14 protein-coding genes are annotated in these 19,887 nt (G+C 61.6%); 6 read left to right on the forward strand and 8 right to left on the reverse strand.

Annotated features, from left to right (window positions below; translation table 11 throughout):
- Positions 1 to 8: 8 nt before the first annotated feature.
- The gene (locus H8699_RS02450) at positions 9 to 3,485 is read right to left on the reverse strand and encodes a UvrD-helicase domain-containing protein (RefSeq protein WP_249284330.1); all 3,477 of its coding nucleotides are present in this window, start codon (positions 3,483 to 3,485) and stop codon (positions 9 to 11) included.
- Positions 3,482 to 6,847, reverse strand: a complete 3,366-nt coding sequence (locus tag H8699_RS02455; RefSeq protein ID WP_249284331.1) for a PD-(D/E)XK nuclease family protein — start codon at positions 6,845 to 6,847, stop codon at positions 3,482 to 3,484. Before H8699_RS02455 ends, H8699_RS02450 begins: the two co-directional genes overlap by 4 nt.
- 308 nt (positions 6,848 to 7,155) lie before the next feature.
- Between H8699_RS02455 and H8699_RS02460 the strand changes: the two genes are divergently transcribed.
- The 4 genes from H8699_RS02460 to H8699_RS02475 all read left to right on the forward strand — a co-directional run bounded on the left by H8699_RS02460 (position 7,156) and on the right by H8699_RS02475 (position 8,704).
- On the forward strand, positions 7,156 to 7,398 hold the full coding sequence (locus H8699_RS02460) for a helix-turn-helix domain-containing protein (protein ID WP_147517985.1): 243 nt from the start codon (positions 7,156 to 7,158) through the stop codon (positions 7,396 to 7,398).
- Positions 7,399 to 7,653: 255 nt separating this feature from the next.
- Complete coding sequence (locus tag H8699_RS02465) at positions 7,654 to 7,941, forward strand: helix-turn-helix domain-containing protein (RefSeq protein WP_249284332.1); 288 nt, start codon at positions 7,654 to 7,656, stop codon at positions 7,939 to 7,941.
- 104 nt (positions 7,942 to 8,045) lie between these two features.
- Positions 8,046 to 8,303, forward strand: coding sequence for a helix-turn-helix domain-containing protein (locus H8699_RS02470; RefSeq protein ID WP_147517986.1), 258 nt, complete (start codon positions 8,046 to 8,048; stop codon positions 8,301 to 8,303).
- A gap of 194 nt (positions 8,304 to 8,497) precedes the next feature.
- A complete protein-coding gene (locus H8699_RS02475) occupies positions 8,498 to 8,704 on the forward strand; it encodes a helix-turn-helix domain-containing protein (RefSeq protein ID WP_138294853.1) in 207 nt (68 codons plus the stop codon).
- Between the two features lie 136 nt (positions 8,705 to 8,840).
- Here the strand turns inward: H8699_RS02475 and H8699_RS02480 are convergent, their stop codons facing one another.
- Both H8699_RS02480 and H8699_RS02485 read right to left on the reverse strand, forming a co-directional pair.
- Positions 8,841 to 9,689 (reverse strand): DegV family protein, encoded by an 849-nt coding sequence (locus H8699_RS02480; protein ID WP_249284333.1) that lies wholly within the window; start codon positions 9,687 to 9,689, stop codon positions 8,841 to 8,843.
- Between the two features lie 140 nt (positions 9,690 to 9,829).
- Complete coding sequence (locus H8699_RS02485) at positions 9,830 to 12,013, reverse strand: DNA topoisomerase 3 (protein ID WP_249284334.1); 2,184 nt, start codon at positions 12,011 to 12,013, stop codon at positions 9,830 to 9,832.
- Between the two features lie 485 nt (positions 12,014 to 12,498).
- Here H8699_RS02485 and H8699_RS02490 point away from each other — a divergent pair, with 485 nt between their 5' ends.
- The gene (locus tag H8699_RS02490; RefSeq protein ID WP_249284335.1) at positions 12,499 to 15,558 is read left to right on the forward strand and encodes a glycoside hydrolase family 2 TIM barrel-domain containing protein; all 3,060 of its coding nucleotides are present in this window, start codon (positions 12,499 to 12,501) and stop codon (positions 15,556 to 15,558) included.
- A gap of 54 nt (positions 15,559 to 15,612) precedes the next feature.
- Here H8699_RS02490 and H8699_RS02495 read toward each other — a convergent pair whose 3' ends face one another.
- Together H8699_RS02495 and H8699_RS02500 are read right to left on the reverse strand one after the other, a co-directional pair.
- Positions 15,613 to 16,110 (reverse strand): GNAT family N-acetyltransferase, encoded by a 498-nt coding sequence (locus H8699_RS02495; RefSeq protein ID WP_249284336.1) that lies wholly within the window; start codon positions 16,108 to 16,110, stop codon positions 15,613 to 15,615.
- A 97-nt stretch (positions 16,111 to 16,207) separates the two neighbouring features.
- Positions 16,208 to 16,945: a YhfC family glutamic-type intramembrane protease gene (locus tag H8699_RS02500; RefSeq protein ID WP_249284337.1), complete on the reverse strand. Its 738-nt coding sequence runs from the start codon at positions 16,943 to 16,945 to the stop codon at positions 16,208 to 16,210.
- Between the two features lie 109 nt (positions 16,946 to 17,054).
- On the opposite strand from H8699_RS02500, the gene H8699_RS02505 reads away from it, so the two are divergent.
- Positions 17,055 to 17,435, forward strand: coding sequence for a ribosomal maturation YjgA family protein (locus tag H8699_RS02505; RefSeq protein ID WP_249284338.1), 381 nt, complete (start codon positions 17,055 to 17,057; stop codon positions 17,433 to 17,435).
- A 101-nt stretch (positions 17,436 to 17,536) separates the two neighbouring features.
- Here H8699_RS02505 and H8699_RS02510 read toward each other — a convergent pair whose 3' ends face one another.
- Together H8699_RS02510 and wecB are read right to left on the reverse strand one after the other, a co-directional pair.
- Positions 17,537 to 18,754 (reverse strand): glucosidase family protein, encoded by a 1,218-nt coding sequence (locus H8699_RS02510; RefSeq protein ID WP_249284339.1) that lies wholly within the window; start codon positions 18,752 to 18,754, stop codon positions 17,537 to 17,539.
- Positions 18,755 to 18,768: 14 nt separating this feature from the next.
- Positions 18,769 to 19,878, reverse strand: a complete 1,110-nt coding sequence (gene wecB, locus H8699_RS02515; protein WP_249284340.1) for a non-hydrolyzing UDP-N-acetylglucosamine 2-epimerase — start codon at positions 19,876 to 19,878, stop codon at positions 18,769 to 18,771.
- Positions 19,879 to 19,887: the final 9 nt, after the last annotated feature.

Raw genomic sequence — 19,887 nt, forward strand, 5'->3', positions numbered from 1 at the left:
TTTTGGCCCTACCCTAAAAACGTGCCCAAAGGCATTTCAATGCAGTCCCCACTGCGCAACAGGTAAAGGTACCCCTTGGATACGGGCTTACCCGTCAGCGTGCCAAGCGCCCGGGCATACACGTCCAGCTGCGGGCCATAGCGCCGCTTAAAGGCTGCCATTTCGCCAAATGGCAGGTAATCGGTCTTATAGTCGAGCAAAATCCAACTTCCATTTTCCAAAAAACACGCGTCGATGATCCCCTGTACCACGACCCCCTCTCCATGTTCGGTTTCTTCAAACAATTCCCGCGCCGGGATCGATAAGCTAAATGGGATCTCCCGGTGCAAAACCTGGGCCGCAGCCATGCGGCGGCCGATATCGCTTTGCAAAAACCGCCAAATCCACGGCAGGGAGATCGCCCCCGCTTCCTCTTTGGAAAAGAACCTGCGCGCCACAAAGTCCTGCAGCTGCGCTTCCAGGTCCTTTAAGCTATGGGCGCGCTTTAAGTCCATCAACTGGCACATGCGGTGGGTCAGCGTACCCCGTTGCAGCGGGGTGATCTGCCGCTCCCCTTCCATAAAGCGGGGCTGGGGCGCAAAGCGTACCTCGCCCGCCCCCTCCTTAAAGCGCACCTGGCTGACCGTCAGCTTGCTGGGTGTGCCCGTAGCCTGCGCGTATGGATAGCGCCAGGACAGCTGGCGCAGCACCTGCTTTGCGGCCGCATCCGCCTCCGGTTCTTCATAAAGCGGGCTTTGGGCCACGGCGGGGACCTCAAAACCCTCCATTTCCCGGTGGCAGGTCACCGCAAAGGCGGCCTCTCCCTCCGGAGAAAGGGCTACCGGGCCAACCATATCCAGCAGGCTTTTGGCCTGGCGGGCTTGGGCCGCATAATCCCCTGCGCTGCGCCAGCGCGAAAGCGTCTCCTCCATCCCTCCGGTAGAGCCAAAGAGAAGCAGCCTTTCCCGCGCGCGCGTCATGGCTACGTACAGCACGCGCATTTCCTCGCGCACCGCCTCGCGCCCGGTACGGCTGGCGATGGCCCTGCGGATCACCGTGGGGCCGAACAGCCGCTTTTGCGCATCGTAATCCCGCAGTCCAAAGCCCAAAGCCCGGTCCATCAACAGCGGCGCGGTGGTATCCCTGCGGTTCATTCGCCGCCCCAGCCCTGCCACAATGGCCACGGGGAACTCCAGGCCTTTGGATTTGTGGATGCTCATCACCCGCACCACCTGCTCGCCCTGGGGCAGCAGCACGGCCCCCGCGCTCTCCCCGCCCGTGCGCAGGTTCTCACAGGTGGCGAGAAATCCATCCAGGTGGTTGCCCATATGCGCGCCATAGCTGCGGGCCTGCCCGGCGATCTGGCGCAGGTTTTGCAGCCTGCGCGCCCCGTCCTGCAACGTGAGCGTGCCCGCCATAAAGCCGGAATCCTCGATCAGGTAATCCATAAAGTCGCCTAAACCCATGGTATGCAGCCGGGCCCGCCAGCCATCCAGCCGGGCAAAAAACTCCCGCATTTTCTGCCCTTCTTCCCCGCTTTCGGCATCATTTGCAGCCTCCAGGCAGGCTTCAAAAAAGTAGCGGGTACCCGGATAGCGCAGCCGCAGCGCGCACAGCGCCTCCAACTCAAAGCCGCCTGCCGGCCCGCGCAGGGCGCTTAGCAGCGGCACATCCTGGCGGCGGTTGTCAATGCATTTGAGCAGCGCCAAAAAGGCGGATACCTCCGGCGCCTCAAATAAGCCCGCCCCCCCTTCTGACCAGGCGGGGACGCCTGCCTCGGAGAGCGCATCCAAAAACTCCTTTTCCTGGTTGTGCACCGTGCGCAGCAAAATGGCGATATCCCCCGGGCAGATCCTGCGCGTTCCGCCCGCGCCATCGGGCATTTCCTCACCCAACAGCGCCGCCACGCGGGCGGCCACCGCCCTGGCCTCTATTTGCACCTGGCGCGCCTCGGCCAAGGCCTCGGGCTCGCCCTCCATCTCCTTGCGCGGGGAGAGCAGGTGCAGTTCCGCCCTTATCGGGGGCTGCACCGCCTCCCGGCCGGGGTATAGCCGCTCGGCCGCGCCGTAGTTCAGGCCCCCCGGCCCCTCCTGCATGATCCGCTCAAATACCGTGTTAACGGCTTCCAGCACTTCGGGACGGGAGCGGAAGTTTCGGTTGAGGTCGATGCGCATCTGATGGGGACCTCCCTCGGCATAACGCCGGTATTTTTCGAGAAACAGCCCCGGTTCCGCCAGGCGGAAGCGATAAATGCTCTGCTTAACGTCGCCTACGTAAAAGCAATTGTCCTCCCGCGCAAAGGTGGACAGCAGCGTCTCTTGCAGCAGGTTGGAGTCCTGATACTCATCCACAAAGATATAGGCGTACTGTCGGGCACATTCCTGCGCCGCGCCCGCGCGCAGGCAGCGCAGCGCCTCGTGCTCCAGATCGGAAAAGTCCAGCACGCCCCGCTCCTGCTTGGCCTGCGCATAGCGTGCGGCAAAGCTTTGGGTCAGGTAGACCAGCTCGTAAGCCAGCTCCCCAGCCCGCTCAAGCCCGGCGGTATAGCCGCCCTCGGGCGGGGTCAGCTGTTTTTGCGCCTGGGCCAGCAACTTTTGCGCCGCGCCCCGCCGTTTTTTAATGGCCTCGCACAGCGCCTCGTCGTCCCCCTTGCGCCGGGCGGGCAGCCGGCCAAAACCAAGGCCAGCCAAAAGCGCCGCGCCCTGCGCCATATCCAGCTGCTCCAACTGCTCTGCCGTCTGGACAAACAAGGTATAATGCGTCTCAAAATAGGCCGCGTACTTCTCGGGCGCACCGGGGGCTTTGCTCATCTCCACGCAGGGCCAAAGCGCGCTGCAAGCGCCGCGCAGCATCTCCACCGCCGCGCTTTTCAGCTCGCTACCAAAGGGTGACGCGGCAAAATCCGCCTCCTTGAGGCTGTAGTTCTCCAGCGCCCGCTGCAGGTACCCCTGTGGGTCCGGGTCGCTGCGGGCAAACCGGTACAGCCGCAGCACCGCCTCCCGTGCCGGCGCGTCATCTCCGGTGGCGGAAAAGGAATCCAACAGGTTATAAAACCGGGTGGTGGCCTGCTCATACTCTTCCTCAAAGGCGGCCTCTACGGCCTCGCCCGCCATCAGGTCAGCCTCCGGCTGCTCTAAAATGCGAAAGCCCGGGTCAATACCCACCAGGTGGAAATAACGCCGCAACAGCTCGCCGCAAAAGCGGTGGATGGTCGAGATATCCGCCCGGCCAATGGCCTCCAGCTGGGCGAGCAGATGCGCATTTTCCCCCTCCTCGCGCAGGGCGCGCTCCAGCCCATCCCGGACGCGCTCGCGCATCTCGCTGGCGGCGGCGTTGGTAAAGGTCACCACCAGCATGTGCTCTAAGTCCTCTCCTTCGCGGATCAGAGAAATGATGCGCTCTACCAGCACGGCGGTCTTTCCGCTGCCCGCAGCGGCGGAGACCAGCAGGCTTTTCCCCCGGTCGTAGATCGCGGTATGCTGGTGCGGCGTCCAGTTTGGCATCATTTTCCCTCCTTCCATTCCCGCTCCATGGCCGCCAGGGCCTCGGCCTGGGTACCGTCGGGCAGGGTACGGGTACGGCAGCGGGCATCCCGTGGGTCAAACCCGCAGATGGCCCCGTAATCGCAATGCATGCAGGCCGTATAGGCCCCGCTGCGCACCGGATAGGCCCGGCAATCCCCCTCCAGGATGCCTTTAGCCCAGGTGCCCGCCATGCGCAGGGCGCGCCTGAGCACAGATTCGAACTGCTCGGCCGTGACCAGCGCGCTGCCGCTGGCATCCCCGTCTTTTTTCAGCCGCACCGGATAAATGGCGGATTCGCCCATCCCCTCCAGGGCATGATCCGCCGCGCGCAGCAGCTCCGGGTCGTTTAGCGCCAGCCCCTGCAGCCGTCCTGCGGCCAGCGTCTGGCGCTCCAGGCTGTCCTCTGCCTCCAAGCTGAGCTGCGGATCCCGCAAGGCAAAGTAAAACATGCCCGCCGGGCGCTTGTGCGCCCCCGGCAGTCCGTTCAGCGCCGCGTTTAAGTAGGTGGGCAGCTGGATGCGCAGGCCAAAGTACACATCCCGCAAGCTAAAGGCGGCCTGCCCGCTCTTGTAATCGATCACCCGCAGGCTGTCCCCCTGCGGCCCATGCAGCACGTCGATCCGGTCGATCCGGCCAAAGAGCCACACCTCGCCCCCGCCGGGCAGCGGCACTTTCAGGGCGGGCAGCTGGCTCTCCCCGCCAAAATCCAACTCCACATGTTGAAGCTCAAATCCGCTCTCCCGCATTTGCCGGGCCAGAAGGCCGGCGCTGCGGCGCAGCGTTTTTTTAAACCGGTCGCTTAGGTACCGGCCCCGGCCGCTTTCCCCCAGCTTGCCGGCAAAGTAGCGGGGCAAAATGGTATCGGCCAGCGCATCGCTGCGCGCCTCCAGCTCATCTGTCTCCAGGCGGTCAAAATCCCACCCGCCCATTAGCGCGGCACGGCTGAGCTGCTCAATCCCCTCGTGCAGCAGCAAGCCCGTACCAGGCGCGTCTACCCGGGCTTCCTCCCGGGGCCGGGCGCCCAGGCCAAAGCGCACCAGGTGCTTAAAGGGGCACTGGGCAAATTGCTCCAAGCGGGTCACGCTCATCCTATAGGGCGCGCGCCCCATTACCCCCAGGGCTTTACCGCTCAACATCTGGGGGAAGGCCCGCCGCCCGGCCAGCGCCTGCGCGCGCATCAGGCGGCCGCGCCACGCCTCCTGGCTTTGCAGGTATTCCTCTGCCGCGCGGTATTCAGCTCCCATCCCGGCGCCCCGGGCTTCTTCGCCCAGCTTTGGCAGCAGCTGGTAAAGCGCCTCCCCCGGGGCCGAAAGCAACTGTGCCGGCGAGAGCGGATGAATGTCGCTCTGGGTCTTGAGTCCGGGCAGGGCTTCTTGCAGCCCGGCGATCAAAAACGCCGGGCGGCGGGGGCGGCCGGCGCTGTCGCTCATGGCGTAGCTGCAGCTTAAATGGCGCAGTGGCCGGGCCGTTACCTGGTATAGGGCAAAGCGCTGCTGGCCAAAACGCAGGGCGCTGGTGCGCGCTACCACCGTACCCTGTGCGGCCAAAAGGTCGGCCTCTCCCCGGTGCAGCAGCCCCTCTTCCCGCAGCCGGTCCTGCCCGCCTTCATCGTTTAGCCCCAGCAGGAACAGGGCTTTCAGCTCCGGGCTGCGGCTGCGCGTCAGGCTGCCCACCAGCACCTGATCCTGCGCGGTGGGGATCACGCCGATATCCGCGCCATCCATGGCGCTCTCCAGCATTTTAAGCAGCTCCCGCGGGCTCTGGCGCTCTGGGCCCATCAGGGTCACCGCCTGGTCCAGCACGTCCAGGATCAGCGCCCACACCTGGGCGTGGGCGGCGGCAAAGGCCGCGTCCTGCCCCGCATCGGCCGCCTCCTCTTCCAGCGCCTGTCGTAGCCCGATCTGCTCGAGGTACTGGAACAGCGCGCGGCACTGTTGCTCTACATTTCGGGCCGCCCGCAGGCCCTGGTGCAGGGCCTCCAGCGGTTCGACCAGCTTCAGGCGCCAGACCTCCAGCACGCTTAAGTCAAAGCGCTCTTCCCCATAGTGCAAAGGCTTTAACCAGGCGCTGCCCTGCAACCCGGCAAAAAGGGCGTAATTCTCCAGCACCTCGGCCTGCTCGCCCGTTAGCCCTGCATAGCCCCCCTTGGCCAGGCGCATCAGCTCCAAAGTGCGGTAGCGCCCATCCGCCGCGCGCAGCGCCTGCAACACCGTCTCGGCCGCGGCATCATCCCGGGCGGGGCGCTTGCGGTCGATAAAGCAGGGCACGCCCACCCGCTCAAGCGCCGTTTTAAGCAGGGGCGCGTATGCCTCCAGGTCGCAGCACACCACCGCCATCTCCCGGTAGCGCATCCCCTCATCCCGCGCCAGGCGCAGGATCTCCCGGGCGGCATCCTCCGCCTCCGCCTGCGGGCCCGTGCCCGAAAACAGGCGCACAGCGCCGGTATCCGCTCCCGCGTACCCGCGGCGCGGGAAGGCGTAAAGCTCCTTTTCTAAGTGGATCAGCTCGGGCGCCTTGCGCGCGCGCAGCGCCCCGGCCTCCGGCCGTACCTCCACCGTGACCACCTTGCACCCTACGCGCATGGCCGCCTCCCGCAGGCGGCTTTCGTAATACCGGTCTACGGCAAAAAGCCCCTCGTCCCGGCAGGGGCGTTCATGGTCCACCGCCAGCGTGGCCGTCACCCTGGCGCATACCCGCATCAGCGCCTCCACCACGCTCTCGATCAGCGGGGTAAACGAGTCCAGCCCGTCGATAAACACATAAGCGTCTTTTAAAAATTCGCAGTCCGGTATCTGCCTGCAAAGGGCCGCCAGCCTTCCCTCCGGGTCGATATACCTCCCCGCAAGAAAACCCTCAAAATCCTCCAGGATCAGCGCGCAGTCCTCCAGCTTGGCCGCCAGCAGCGCCTCTCCACAGTCGCTAGCCCTGGCGCGCAGCACCTCCGGGGTCATGCCATATTGGTGCATCTCCCGCACCATCTCGCCGCAGCGGCCCGCAAAGCCGCTTTGCCCCGCGGCGGCGCGAAAGGCCTTCAATTCGTCCTTTCTCCGTGTCAGGATGGTCCGCAGCACCATCAGCCGTCCGGTCTCATCCAAAAACACCTCGTCCTGCCCGCCGGTAACGCCGAAAACCTTGTGGGCCAGCCGCTCAAAGCTGAGCACCTCTATGCCCATCAGCCCCTTCAGGCCCAGGATCTCCATCAGGTCCCGCTCGGCCTGAAAGGTAAATTGCTGGGGAACCACAAAATAGGCAGGCCGCCCCGCTGCGGCTACCTGCCCGATCTCCTGTAATATTCTTCTACTTTTGCCGCTGCCCTCCCGGCCGCAGAGCAAGCGTAGTTCCATTTGCGTCCCACCAACCGGGCGCCCGCCTGCCAGGCGGTGCGCCATCAATTTATCTGCCCTCATCAGGGCACTTTTATTATATCTCCCCGAAAGATTATTAGCAATTCAAAACCGAACCCGCGCCGGCTTCAATCTTCCAGGCATCCTATCCACGTTTTTCGGACATGCTAATGGCGATGCGCTTTGCAGCGTATCTCATATTCCAAATATTACTACTAAAAATCTGCCCTACATTTGGATATATCCCAGAACGTGCAACCCCAAACTTTTTATGATGAATGTATGTACTCAAGGAAAGCGGTGCTACCATGAACACGAAAGAGGCTGTCGCACGGCGCATCATCGAGCTGTGCATTGAAAAACAGCTGGCTATAAACGCCTTAGGCTACCTAGCAGGTATGCCGCCATCAACCATATACAGCATGCTCGGCCGCAAGAGCCAGAACCCTGGCATCGTCACCATCAAAAAGATTTGCGACGGGCTGGACATCAGCCTGCGCTTCTTTTTTGATTCGCCCCTGTTTGAAAACCTGGAGCAGGAGATCCGTTAAACCTCAACCATCGGCCGCGCACCATACACTTGCCTTCACTTCTTAAAGGCGCGGCCCCCATTCATGCGGCACGCGTCCTTTTTTTTACGCCCCTTTGCCCTTTTCATTGCAAATTTAGTGAAAATACTTGCAGTACATCCTTCAAAATTTCGCAAGTGTTGAATACCGTTAACCAATATTTTCATTATAACACTTTAAAATCTTGTAATGATTAACAGTATATACCACCTATCTTAGCTTATTGAGGACCTGTCCATGTTCAAGTTAAAGGCGCCGGATGGCACAAACAATTTGATCGGGCGAAATCTGCGGCGGCTGCGTCTGGCGCATAACCCTCCCTATTCTCAGCGCAGGCTAGCCCTGCGCCTGCAGGTGATGGGCTATGACGTGGACAATCACTTTATCCGCCGCATTGAAAACGGCCAACGGTTTGTGACGGATATCGAACTGGTTCTCCTGGCGCGGGCGCTGGATACCACGATAGCCGCGCTGCTGGATGGGTTTGATACCGACCCTTCTCCCGGCGGTATTACCCGAATATAGGTTATTATAGCAGACGAAACTGTGAGTGCTTACCCGAATACGGGTAAGCTATTGTTTTTTTCTTGATACCCTTTAGATAAATTTTGTTAAGTGGGGGATTTGCCTTGACCTACTCTGAAATCATCATCAAACGGATCACCGCACTATGCAAGGAGCGCCAGATCGCCTTTAATAAGTTGGCTACCATGTGCGGTCTCAACCAATCCACCATCGACAACATTGTGCGCGGCATTACCAAAGACCCACGCATCACCACCCTGCACCACATTGCTCTGGGCCTGAATATGACCCTGGCGGAATTTTTGGATTTTAAGGATCTGAACGAGTACTCGTTTGACGACGACAACCTGCAGGATGTTTAAAAAACAGCCCCCTGCACAAGACAGAGATTCCCGCGCCCTCATGCTACTCTATGGTGGCATTCGGGCTTTTTTTATGCAAAAAAGCCGATTTTTGATGAAAAATCGACCCATTATATAATGTAATAGTCTATGCCCTTTTGGCGCAAACTTTCTAGTATCGAAATTATCTTAAACCAATACTAGGAGAATGCGATATGCTGAAACTGAATATCCTCTCTCTGCTGGAGAAGAAGGGGCATACCAAGTACTGGCTCTATAAACAGATGGGTATGAGCTACCAGAATTTCAACAAAATGGTCAACGGCCAGACCAAATCCATCCGGTACGAAAATATCGAGACGCTTTGCCTGCTGCTGGAATGCACGCCCAACGATCTATTTACCCTGACCACTGAGGAATAATCCTTCCCCGCCCGCTTTTTTGCAAAGCGCCGTTTTTCTTATCTGATATGACTGATCTTATCAGGCGCTTATTCTACTGTTTCACCCACACCCGACTCGCTATTTAGATTCGTCCGCAGCGCGCAAGCAACGCTTTTTACGCCTGTGCTGCCGCGTAGGCGATGCCCAGCGCCCCCGGCCCGAAGTGCACAGCGTAGACCGGGCTGGCTTCTTCAACGCCGCACTGCGCCCCTTCCACGCGCGAGAGCACCAACGCCTGCAGGCGCGCGGCGCCCTCGGGGTCGCCCACATGCAGCACGCGGATAAAGCGCGCCCCTGCGGGCAGCGCGGAAAGCATCATCTCCATGGCCCTTTTTTCGCCCCGGGCCTTGCCCAGCGTTTGCAGCGCACCCTGCAGGCGCACCACCGGGCGGATGTTCAACGCCGAGCCCAGCATGGCTGCAATTCCGCCGATGCGCCCGCTGCGGCGCAGGTGATCCAGGGATTTGGGGGCGATCAGCACCGCCGATGCGCCTTTGCGCGCCTCAAGGCTGGAGACGATCTGTTCGCGCGCGTGCCCTTCCTCTACCATTTTTTGCGCCTCTAAGGCCAAAAAGCGCAGGGCGCTGGCGCCCACGCCTGAATCCACCACCGAGATGCGCCCGCTGTCCACCATGCGCGCAGCCAGCTGGCAGCACGAATAGGTGCCGCTCACCTGAGCGCCAAGCAGAATGCAGATCACCTCATAGCCCTGGCGCAGCGCCGTTTGGAAGCGTTCAGCCACCTGCCCCACCGCCGGCTGGGAGGTGGTGGCTTGCTGGGCCTGCGGTGTGGCCAGCGCCGCTAGCAATGCGTCATTTTCCCCGCGTGGACGCTCATAATACGTTGTAGCGCCGATCAAAAGCGGCAGCTCGATCACGCCGATGCCGGTGTCCGCCATCTCCTGGCGGCTGAGCATGGCGGTTGAATCCACCATGATCTTGATTTTATTGGGTATTAAATTCATATCGATTGGGCCTCCATCGCCGTACCGTTCTTACGGGATAGTGTGCGCCGTAAGCCCAATGCTTAATCCACAAAGGGTATAAATCTCGTCTCCCAGGTCCGGAGGCGAATGCTTCTTCCACGGCACATGATGCGTTGCGTTTATTTTTTTGTCCTTGCCCCTCGGCGGGCATAGCGCCGCCGGGCCGGCGCCTTGCGCGGCGGGGCCGGCTCCATGCCGGGTTTGAGCGCAAAATCCAGCCCGCCCTCCGGGGAAACCAGGGAGACCGTGCCCCGGGTGAGGGTGACTTTTTGGCCGCACAGCAGCTTTTTCATCATCAGCGGGGTGATGGTGCGCACGCCCTCCCCGCCCAGCGCGTTTTTCCAGATGGTGAACTTGCAGCCCTTTTCCTTCCAGTTGGTGCAGTAGTAGGCCTTAGAGTTCTCCAAGATCTCTCCCTCCCCGCAAAGGGTGCACTTGCCCAAGGGTTCTTTGGGGGCCTTGCGCTTTTCCGCCGCCGCCTTTTCCTTGGGGCTCTTTTCCTTTTTGGGGAACTGCATCTTTACCGGGTGGGCGATCATATCCTCCACCACGGCGCGCACATAGTCCTCAATGCCGGCCATAAAGCCCTCCGGCGCGGCCTCGCCCCGGGCCATGCGGCTGAGCTCTTTTTCCCACCGGCCGGTGACCTCGGGCGAGGTCAGCTCCGCCGGGGCGATCTCGATCAGTTTTTTGCCCTTTTCAGTGGGGTTAAGCGCCCGGCCCTTGCGGGTAACGTACTCCACGGCGATCAGCCGCTCGATGATGGCGGCGCGGGTGGCCGGGGTGCCCAGGCCGCTGTCTTTCATCTGCTCGCGCAGCCCTTCATCCGCAAGCTCCCGGCCCGCGTTCTCCATGGCCGAGAGCAGGCTGTCCTCGGTGTGGGGCTGGGGCGGCTGGGTGGCCTTTTGCAGCACCTGCGCGCCTTCTACCTGCCGCGCCTCCCCGGCCTGTACCCGCGGCAGCTCCGCAGTCTCCCCCTCGCGCTTGCGGAGCGGCTCCAGGGCGCGCCAACCCCGGTCGAGGGTGCGGCGGCCCTTGGTCAAAAAATCGTATTCTCCCGCCGCCCGGGTCAAAATCTCGGTGGTCTCATAGCGCTCCGGCGGCATAAAGGCCATGATAAAGCGCCGCACGATCAAATCGTACACCTTGGCCGCATCCCCCTCCAGCCGCTCGGGGTGGGGCGTGGTATCGGTGGGGATGATGGCGTGGTGGTCGTGCACCCGCTTGTCGTTGACCAGCCTTCCGGTGATGGGCAGCTTAGGGAGCGCCAGCGCCTGACGGGCAAAGGGCTCGTATGCGCCAAAGGTCAGCCGGGCCAGGGTGCCGGGCAGTTTGGGGATCATGGCCCGGTTCAAATACCGGCTGTCGGTACGGGGATAGGTGATCATCTTATACCGCTCGTAAAGCGCCTGGGCGGCCCGCAGCGTGCGCGCGGCGGAAAAGCCAAAGCGCCGGTTGCAGTCCCGCTGCAGGTCGGTCAAATCGTAAAGCAGGGGGGCGGCGCGGCTGCCCTCTTTATAATCCGCCCGAAGGATAAGGGCCGCTTTGCCGTCTACCGCATCCCGCACCTTTTGGGCCAGCCCTTCTTCAAACAGGCGGCTCTCCCCCTGCGGGGTCTGATAGGTGCCCTTGTAGTCCCCAAAGTCCGCCTCTACCTCCCAGTAATCCTGGCTGACGAATGCGTCGATCTCCCTTTGCCGCCTGACCAGGATGGCCAGCGTGGGGGTCTGCACCCGCCCTACCGATAAAAGCGAGCGATAGCGCACGGTGTAGGCGCGGGTAAAGTTCATGCCCACCAGGTAATCCGCCTGGGCGCGGCAGCGGGCGGACTGGTAGAGCGCGTCGTATTCGTGGCCCTCGCGCAGGTTTTTCAGCCCCTCGCGCAGGGCGGCATCCGTCATGGCCGAGACCCAGAGGCGCCTAAAGGGCTTGCGGCAGCCGGCCTGGTGGTAGATCAGCCGGAAGATCAGCTCCCCCTCCCGTCCGGAGTCGGTGGCGCAGATCAGGTCGGTGACCTCGTCGCTTAGCATCAGCTTTTTGATGGCGCTGTACTGCTTGCGTGTTTTGGGCAGCACCTTGCAGGGGATCTCTCCGGGCAGGATGGGCAGGGCCTTGAGCGACCAGTGGGCCCAGCGCTCGTCGATCTCCTCAGGCTCTTTCAGGCCCACCAGGTGCCCCAGCGCCCAGGTGACGATATAATCCTCCCCCACCAGGCACCCCTCGCCGGACTTGCGGCACTTAAGCACCCGCGCCAGCTCTTTGGCAACGGAGGGCTTCTCCGCCACCACCAAGGTCTTCCCCATTTCGTTACTCCCCCAATTCGTTTTCCATGGGCGTACGGATATGGCGCCCCTCCATTTACTATCGTTTTCCCCCGGCCTGCCGCAGGGGGCGGCCCAGAACCCGCTTGTTCTCCCCGTCATTCCGAGCATCGCGAGGCATCTCATGGAGAGTGCCGGGTATTGCTTGCCCACGCCCCGCCGGTAAAGCCCTGCCCTCGTGCCAATGCCGGAGATTCTTCGCTGCGGCTGCGCCTGCGCTCTGAATGACGCTTTATAAAGGTACGCTGGGGCCTCCTGTGCGGATGGGCGCAGGGCCTCTACGCCCTTGCTATCCGCCACCATTATACCATGCCCTGAATGCTCCCCGCAAACGCGCCTGCTCTCCCCATTTTTCGCCTTGCCCTGCCCGGGGATACCCCCTATAATAGGAGATAGGGCGCCGGATGCTGTGCGCCCCAAAACCATGTGAAGATAAAGGCCTGCGGGCCTTATGAGGGGGAGAAAAAATGGCAAAAGATCTGGAAAATATCGCAGTGCTTTCCGCCGGGCGGCTGCCCTCCCGCGCCACGATGTACCCGTATGCCCGGGAGGAGGCGGCGCTGACCTTCCAGCGGGAGCTATCGCCCTATTTTAAGCTGCTCAGCGGCGTGTGGGCCTTCCGCTACGCGGAAAACGCCGGGGGTTTTTCTCCGGCGGAGGTGCTGGATACCTCGGCGGTAGAGACCTTGAAATGGGATGAAACGCCCGTGCCCTCCTGTTGGCAGATGCAGGGCTATGGCCGCAACCAGTACACCAATATCCGCTATCCTTTCCCGGTGGACCCGCCCTATGTGCCGGACCAGAACCCGGTGGGCTTTTACCGGCGCGCTTTCCGCCTGCCGGCGGCCTTTGCCGGGCGGCGGGTGCACCTGCACTTTGACGGGGTGGCCGGCTTTTTCTACGTATATTTAAATGGCTCCCGCGTGGGCTTTAGCCAGGGGGCGCACCTGCCCAGCGAGTTTGACATCACCGCCTTTTTGCGCGAGGGGGATAACTACCTGGACGTGGTGGTGTTTCAGTGGTCCTTCGCCAGCTATTTAGAGGATCAGGATATGTGGCGGATGAACGGCATCTTCCGTGACGTGTACCTGACCGCCCAAGGGCCGGTGTACTTAGCGGACGTCTATACCCGCACCGCTTTTGAGGGGCGCGACGGGGTGCTGCGCATTACCCCGGCCATGGCCGGAAATAAGGATACCACCGGCTATACCCTCTCCGCCAAACTGTACGGGCCCCGGGGCCAGCTGGCTGCCAGCGGCAGCTTTGCCTCCCTGCAGGAGGAGATGACCCTGCGCGTGCCGGACGTGACGCCCTGGAACTGCGAAGTGCCCGCCCTATACACTTTGGTGCTGGCGCTGGAAGGCCCGGGCGGCCTGCAGCAGATCAGCCCGCTGCGCATCGGCTTTAAAGAGGTGGCCGTACATGATGGGCAGCTGTGGGTCAATGGGGTATCCGTTAAGCTCAAGGGCGTGAACCGGCACGACTTTTCGCCCGACCGGGGCTACGCCGTCACCTTTGAGGAGATGGAGCGGGATGTGCGGCTGATGAAGCAGTACAACATCAACACGGTCCGCACTTCCCACTATCCCAACGATCCCCGCTTTTTAGACCTTTGCGACCGGTACGGCCTGTTCGTCATCGATGAGTGCGATATTGAGACCCACGGCATGGAAGAGGTGGGCAACGTATCGGCCATATCGGACGATGCGGCCTGGCAGCAGGCCTATCTGGAGCGGGCCCACCGCATGGTCCTGCGGGACCGCAACCATCCCAGCGTGATCATCTGGTCGCTGGGCAACGAATCCGGCCACGGGCAAAACCACGTGGCCATGGCTCAGGCCATCCGTTCCTTAGACCCCACCCGCCCCATCCACTATGAGGGGGGCTACGACTCGGCAGAGCTGGACATCGTCAGCCGCATGTACGCAACGCTGGAGGAGTGCATCCGCCAGGGCGCTCAGGTTCAGGACGAGCGGCCCTTCTTCCAGTGCGAGTACGCCCACGCCATGGGCAACGGCCCCGGGCACCTGAAGGATTACTGGGACGCCTTTTACCGCTATCCCCGGCTGATCGGCGGATGCGTATGGGAGTGGGCGGATCACGGCATCCGCGTACAGGATGAAGGAGGCGCCAGCCACTTTGCCTATGGCGGCGACTTTGGCGAGTACCCTCACGATAGCAATTTCTGCATCGATGGGCTGTGCAACCCGGACCGGGTGCCTCATGAGAGCCTGAAGGCCTACAAGTGGATCATCCAGCCGGTGCACATCACCGCCGCGCACCCGGAGCAGGGGCGCATCACGGTGGAAAACCGCCACTTTTTCCGGGACCTGGGGTACCTGACCCCCAGCTGGTCTTTGCGGGTGGATGGGCGCGCCGTGGCCAGCGGCGCGCTGGCGCCGCTGTACATCGGCCCCGGGGAGAGCCGGGAGCTGGAGCTGCCCTTCCCCCAGCGGCTGCCCATACCCGGCGTCTGGTCGCTGCAGGTATCCTTTGCCCTGGCGCAGGATACCCTGTGGGCCCATGCCGGCCACCGGGTGGCTTTCCAGCAGTTCCTGTTGCCGGACACCGCCGCAGCGCCCCAACTGCCCTTAGCCGCGCTGCCCAGTATGCAGACCCAGTCTGACGGGCGCGTCCTCACCGTGACGGGCACGGATTTTACCGCCCGTTTTGACCTGACCCAGGGCAACCTGTGCGCCCTTGGCTATCAGGGCCTGGAGCTGATCGCCAAGGGCCCGCAGCCTAACTTCTGGCGCGCCCCTACGGATAACGATGCCCACGCCATCGAAGAAGTGTGGCGCAAGGCGGGGCTTCATCGCTTACAGACCCGCAAGCGGGATTGCTCCTGGCATTATAATAAAGACGGTACCCTTACGGTGTGCGCCTGCGCCAGGCTGGCCGCGGCGGCCTGCCCGCCGGTGGCGGACATCATCTCCACCTATACGGTATACGGCAACGGAGATATCGACCTGAAGGTGGACTTCCGCCCGCAGGATTACCTGCCCTACCTCCCCCGCATGGGCGTGACGCTGGCCCTGGACCCGGCGCTGGAGAACCTGACCTATCTGGGCCTTGGCCCCGGGCAGACCTATTGCGACCTGAAGGAGAACGCCTCCTTTGGCCTATGGCGCTCCACCGTGTCCCAGCAGTATGTGGATTATATCCGCCCGCAGGAGTACGGCAACCATTACGATACCCGCATGCTGGCCCTTTTAAGCCCCCATGGCCTGGGCCTGGCGGTGATCGCCCGGCAGCCCTTTGAGTTCTCCGCCCGGCACCATACCGATGCGCAGCTGGAAAAGGCCACGCATGACGTTTCTTTGGCGCGTACCGAGCAGGTCATCCTTTCGCTGGATGCGGCCCAGGGGGGCCTTGGCTCCAACAGCTGCGGCCCCGAGCCGCTGCCCCAGCACCGGCTTTACCCCAAGCGCAGGCAGCTGCACGTACTATTGCGGCCGGTGCACCTGTCCCACGGAGACCTGCCGGCCTTTTGCCGCGCCCTGCCGCCCGAGCGGGATACGCTTTAAAGCAGAACCAAAAAGGCAGAGGAAAATGCTCCTCTGCCTTTTGCTTATCCGGCGCTACAGTCGTTTTTCATAGGCCACGCGGGGTGCGCCGTCCGCCAGCGTGATCTGCCCACAAGGCACAAAACCCTGCTTTTCCAGCAAATGGCGCATGGGAGTGTTAGCCCTATGGGTATCGACGCGCAAAGCCTCCACGGCCCCTTTTTGTGCCAATGCGGCGGCCTCTGCCAAAAGGGAGGCACCCAGCCCCTGTCCGCGCCGCCGCGTATCCGCTACCACGCGGTGCAGGGTGCAGTAAGGGCCCTGCTGCAGCCAGGCCCCTTCGATCTGGCGGTAAGTGGGCTCCTCCCCAGGCAGGATCGCCACATAGCCCGCCACGCCGGCGCGTTCCAGCACATACCCTGCGCCTTGACCAATATCCTCCAGGATCGCCTCCCGGCCCGGATAGGGGCCCTGCCACTGATCTATGCCCAGGCGGCGCAAGTGCTCCCGGGCAAGCGCGATCAGATGCAGGATCGCTTCCACATCCGCCGGGGTAGCCGTCCGCAGGTCCATGGGCACGCCTCCCCTCAAAAGCAGGACAAATCGCTTCCTATTAATATTACAGATGTATGTACGTATATAATAGGCAAAAAGTGCTGCCGGCCGTCTGTCAGGCTTTAGGGTGACCCGGCAGATAATCCGGCAGGCGCAGCAGCACGTACAACCCCGCGGCAATGGCGCAAAAGAACATCCAGCACTCCGCCGGCCAGATGTTACCCGAGAACACCGAGCTTAGCACCACCGCAAAAAAGTTGACGATGCCGTGCAGCGCCACCGCGCCCCAGACCTTGCGCCTGCGGTTGTGGATCACCGCGGAGAAGACTAAGAAAGTCAGCCCCACGTGGATAAAATAGCTCAGTGCCCGCTCCATCCCGGCGATGGCGATATCCGCCGGCGCACTCTGGGAGAGGGTTAGCTGCCCTAGCGGCGTGCACAGCAACACCAGGTAGCTGGCCCCCACCAGCACCAGCGCCTCGCAGCTGGCATGGCCCAAGCCAAAGGCCAGCGCGTCGTAACCATCCAGTTGTTCCCTGCGGGAAAGCAGTTTAAGAAAGAAGAACCGGCCCCATTCCTCAAACAGCCCGGCTGAAAAGGAGATTGCCGCCACATATGCGGCATACCCTACCGAGAGCTGCGCGGCAGGGGCTGTAAACCAGCTGCCCACCAGCGCCAGCAGGGGCAGGCGCAGTACCAGCTGGGAGACGGCAAAGGCCAGCGCGCCAAAGCCAAAGGGCAAAAGATTGGCCCGGTCCCGTATCAGCCCAAAGGCCACCAGCGCCAGGGGCACCAGTACCGTAATTACCAAAACAAAGCCCACCGGCATGCCATAGCTTGCCCAAAATGTCATGGAGATCCCTCCCTCATTTGCGGGGATCATCTCCCCCGTCATTTAAGTTTATGCGAAAGGCAGCCTTTCGTCAATACGGGCATCGCCCGAGCCATTAGGAGGAACCGCTTTGAACAACCGCTTGCGTTACCTGCTCGCCTTTATCCTGATCCTCGCCCTGGAGGTGGGGATCGCCCTGTACGTGCACGATGGATTTATCCGCCCTTATCTTGGGGATATGCTGGCCGTATGGGGCCTGTACTGCCTGGTACGCGCCTGTGCCGGGCGGGATATCCCGCTTTTGCCCCTCTATGTTTTTCTATTTGCCGCGGCGGTGGAATGTGCCCAGTATTTGGGCCTGGCCCGGCTGCTGGGGTTATCTCAAGTGCCGGTGCTGGGCGCGCTGCTGGGGGCCACCTTTGACGTGCAGGATCTTTTGATGTATTTTACCGGCTGCGCGCTGCTGGCGCTGGGGCGGTGGGGCCTGCGCCGGCACGGCGCCAGGCGGTAGCCTGGGGCTTACGGCGCACTGTTACCTGTGCAAAAAACCATCCTTCCGCATGCGTGGAGGGATGGTTTTTTAGTTCAAATATCATTTAGAACCCCAATGCGCTAATGGACCGGCACGATCCCCAGCGGATCGATCTTTTGCATTTGCTCCTGATAGTAATCCGCCATCTGATCACAGGCCAGAATAACCCACCCGGCATCCGCGCAATACAGCGGATAATCCCGCCGGGGCAAAATATTGCTGTTGTAATACGCCATGTAGTTGTGTACGCGCGGCCCGTCCTGCATCAACGCGCCCGCATAGGCGCTTAGCCCCCAGTAAAAGCTGGCATTATCCGTTTCATAGTGCGCCATATCCTCCCAGGCATATGCGGCACAAAACTGCTGGTAGAGCGCTTGCGCCCGCTCGTCCTCCGGCTGGAGCACCCCAAAGAGGATGGGAAACACCTGGGCCGTCGCGTCCGGGTAAAACTCGTGCCAGCCCTGAAAGCGCAAAGGCTCGCCCTTGTCGTCCAGCCCGATCTCATAGCGGTTTTCCTGTTGGTTCCAAAGCAGATTTTCCAGGCTGCCCTCCATGGCGGCCACCCGGCCGTTGATCCGCTCCAGTATCTGGGGTGAGCCCTCCAGCGGATATTTTTGCAGCAGTGCCGCGGTACTTTTGAGCGCCGCATAGACTTCCGCATTATCCATTAGATATTTTACCGGGTAGCTGGGCTTTGTTACCGCCAGGCCGTCGCGGTCGATGGTGCTCTCCATCGCCTCCAATACGGCCAGAAACTCCTGTGCATGCTGCATCAGGAAGTCCTGATCGCCTGTGCTTTGGACGTAGTCGCAGACCAGCTTCAAAAAAGTGGCGGCATATGAATCCACCGAGTCGTAGCTCTGGTCCGTCTGCTCGCGCGTCACAACGCCGCCGGTTACCTCGACCTCATAATTATAGATCGTGCCCGCAATGCCGTTTTTATCTTCCTGGGCCGTATTGAGGTGGGCAAAATGCCATTGCATATAGGCCTTTACCGCGTCATATTCCCCCGCTTTTAGCAGCCCCCAGGCCGCGATATCCGAAAAATACGGCGTTATGCTAGCCGTGCCGTCCGTTTGGCCGCGAAAGGGCAGCGCCCCGTTTTCCAGCTGTATCTCGCAAAGCCAGGCGGCCTCGCTGTGCACAAGGGCGCTGTAGTATTGCTGCTTGGCGTACAGCTCCGCCTTGCGCGCCCCGGCCAGGTGGAAGTATACCGCCGCGGCGATCATCAACACCAGCAGCACAGCGGCTACGACGCCTGTCAAAATACGGCTGCGCCTTTTCCTATATCGGTTCATGCGCTCCTTTTTCCTTACTGTATTTTGCGTCCCTCCAGCACATCGGCTATGCGCCGGCAGGCGTATCCATCGCCATAGGGGTTAGATGCCCGGCTCATCTGCCGGTAGGCCTCCGGATCGTTTAATAGCAGCGTGCAGGCATCGTAGATGGGCTGCTCCCGGACCCCTACCAGTTTGAGCGTACCGGCCGCGATACCCTCTGGCCTTTCGGTCTCCTCCCGCATCACCAGCACGGGCTTGCCCAGGGCCGGGGCCTCCTCCTGTATGCCGCCGCTGTCCGTCAATATCAGGTAGCTTCTGGCCATGATATTGTGGAAATCCAAAACATCCAACGGCTCAATGATATGGATATTCTCGCACCCGCCCAAAATATGCTGGGCCGTTTGACGCACCTTCGGGTTCATATGGATCGGATAAAGGGCCTTCACATCCGGGTTTTCCTCAATACAGCGCCGGATCGCGCGGAACATCTGCTCCATCGGCTCCCCCATATTCTCCCTGCGGTGGGCCGTGATCAGGATCAACCTGCTGCCCGCGGCCCACTCAAGCTCCGAGTGGGTATAATCTTCCCGCACGGTGTCCTTAAGCGCGTCGATGGCCGTATTCCCCGTCACAAAGATCTGCCCGGGGTCCTTCCCCTCCCGCAGCAGGTTGTCCCGCGCGGTTTCAGTGGGCGCAAAATGATAGCCGGCCACAAGCCCTATGGCCTGGCGGTTAAACTCCTCCGGAAAGGGCGAATAGATCTTATACGTCCTTAACCCCGCCTCCACGTGTCCAACGGCGATTTGGCAGTAATAGCAGCAAAGCGCCGTGCCAAATGCGGTCGTCGTATCGCCATGCACCAGCACCACATCCGGCTTTTCGGCGTCCAGTACCGCCTGCATGCTGGAAAGGATGCGCTGCGTCACGTCAAACAGGCTCTGGTTATCCTGCATGATATTCAGGTCGTACTCCGGCACAATGCCAAACGCCCCCAGCACCTGGTCCAGCATCTGCCGGTGCTGCCCGGTGACGCACACTACGACCTCCAGCGACGGCCTGCGGCGCAGTTCTGTGACCAGCGGGCACATTTTGATGGCCTCCGGCCTCGTCCCGAAGATAAGCAATACTTTTTTCTTTGGCATCGTGTCCTC

The sequence above is a fragment of the Luoshenia tenuis genome (genome assembly GCF_014384745.1).
Classification (GTDB): Bacteria; Bacillota; Clostridia; order Christensenellales.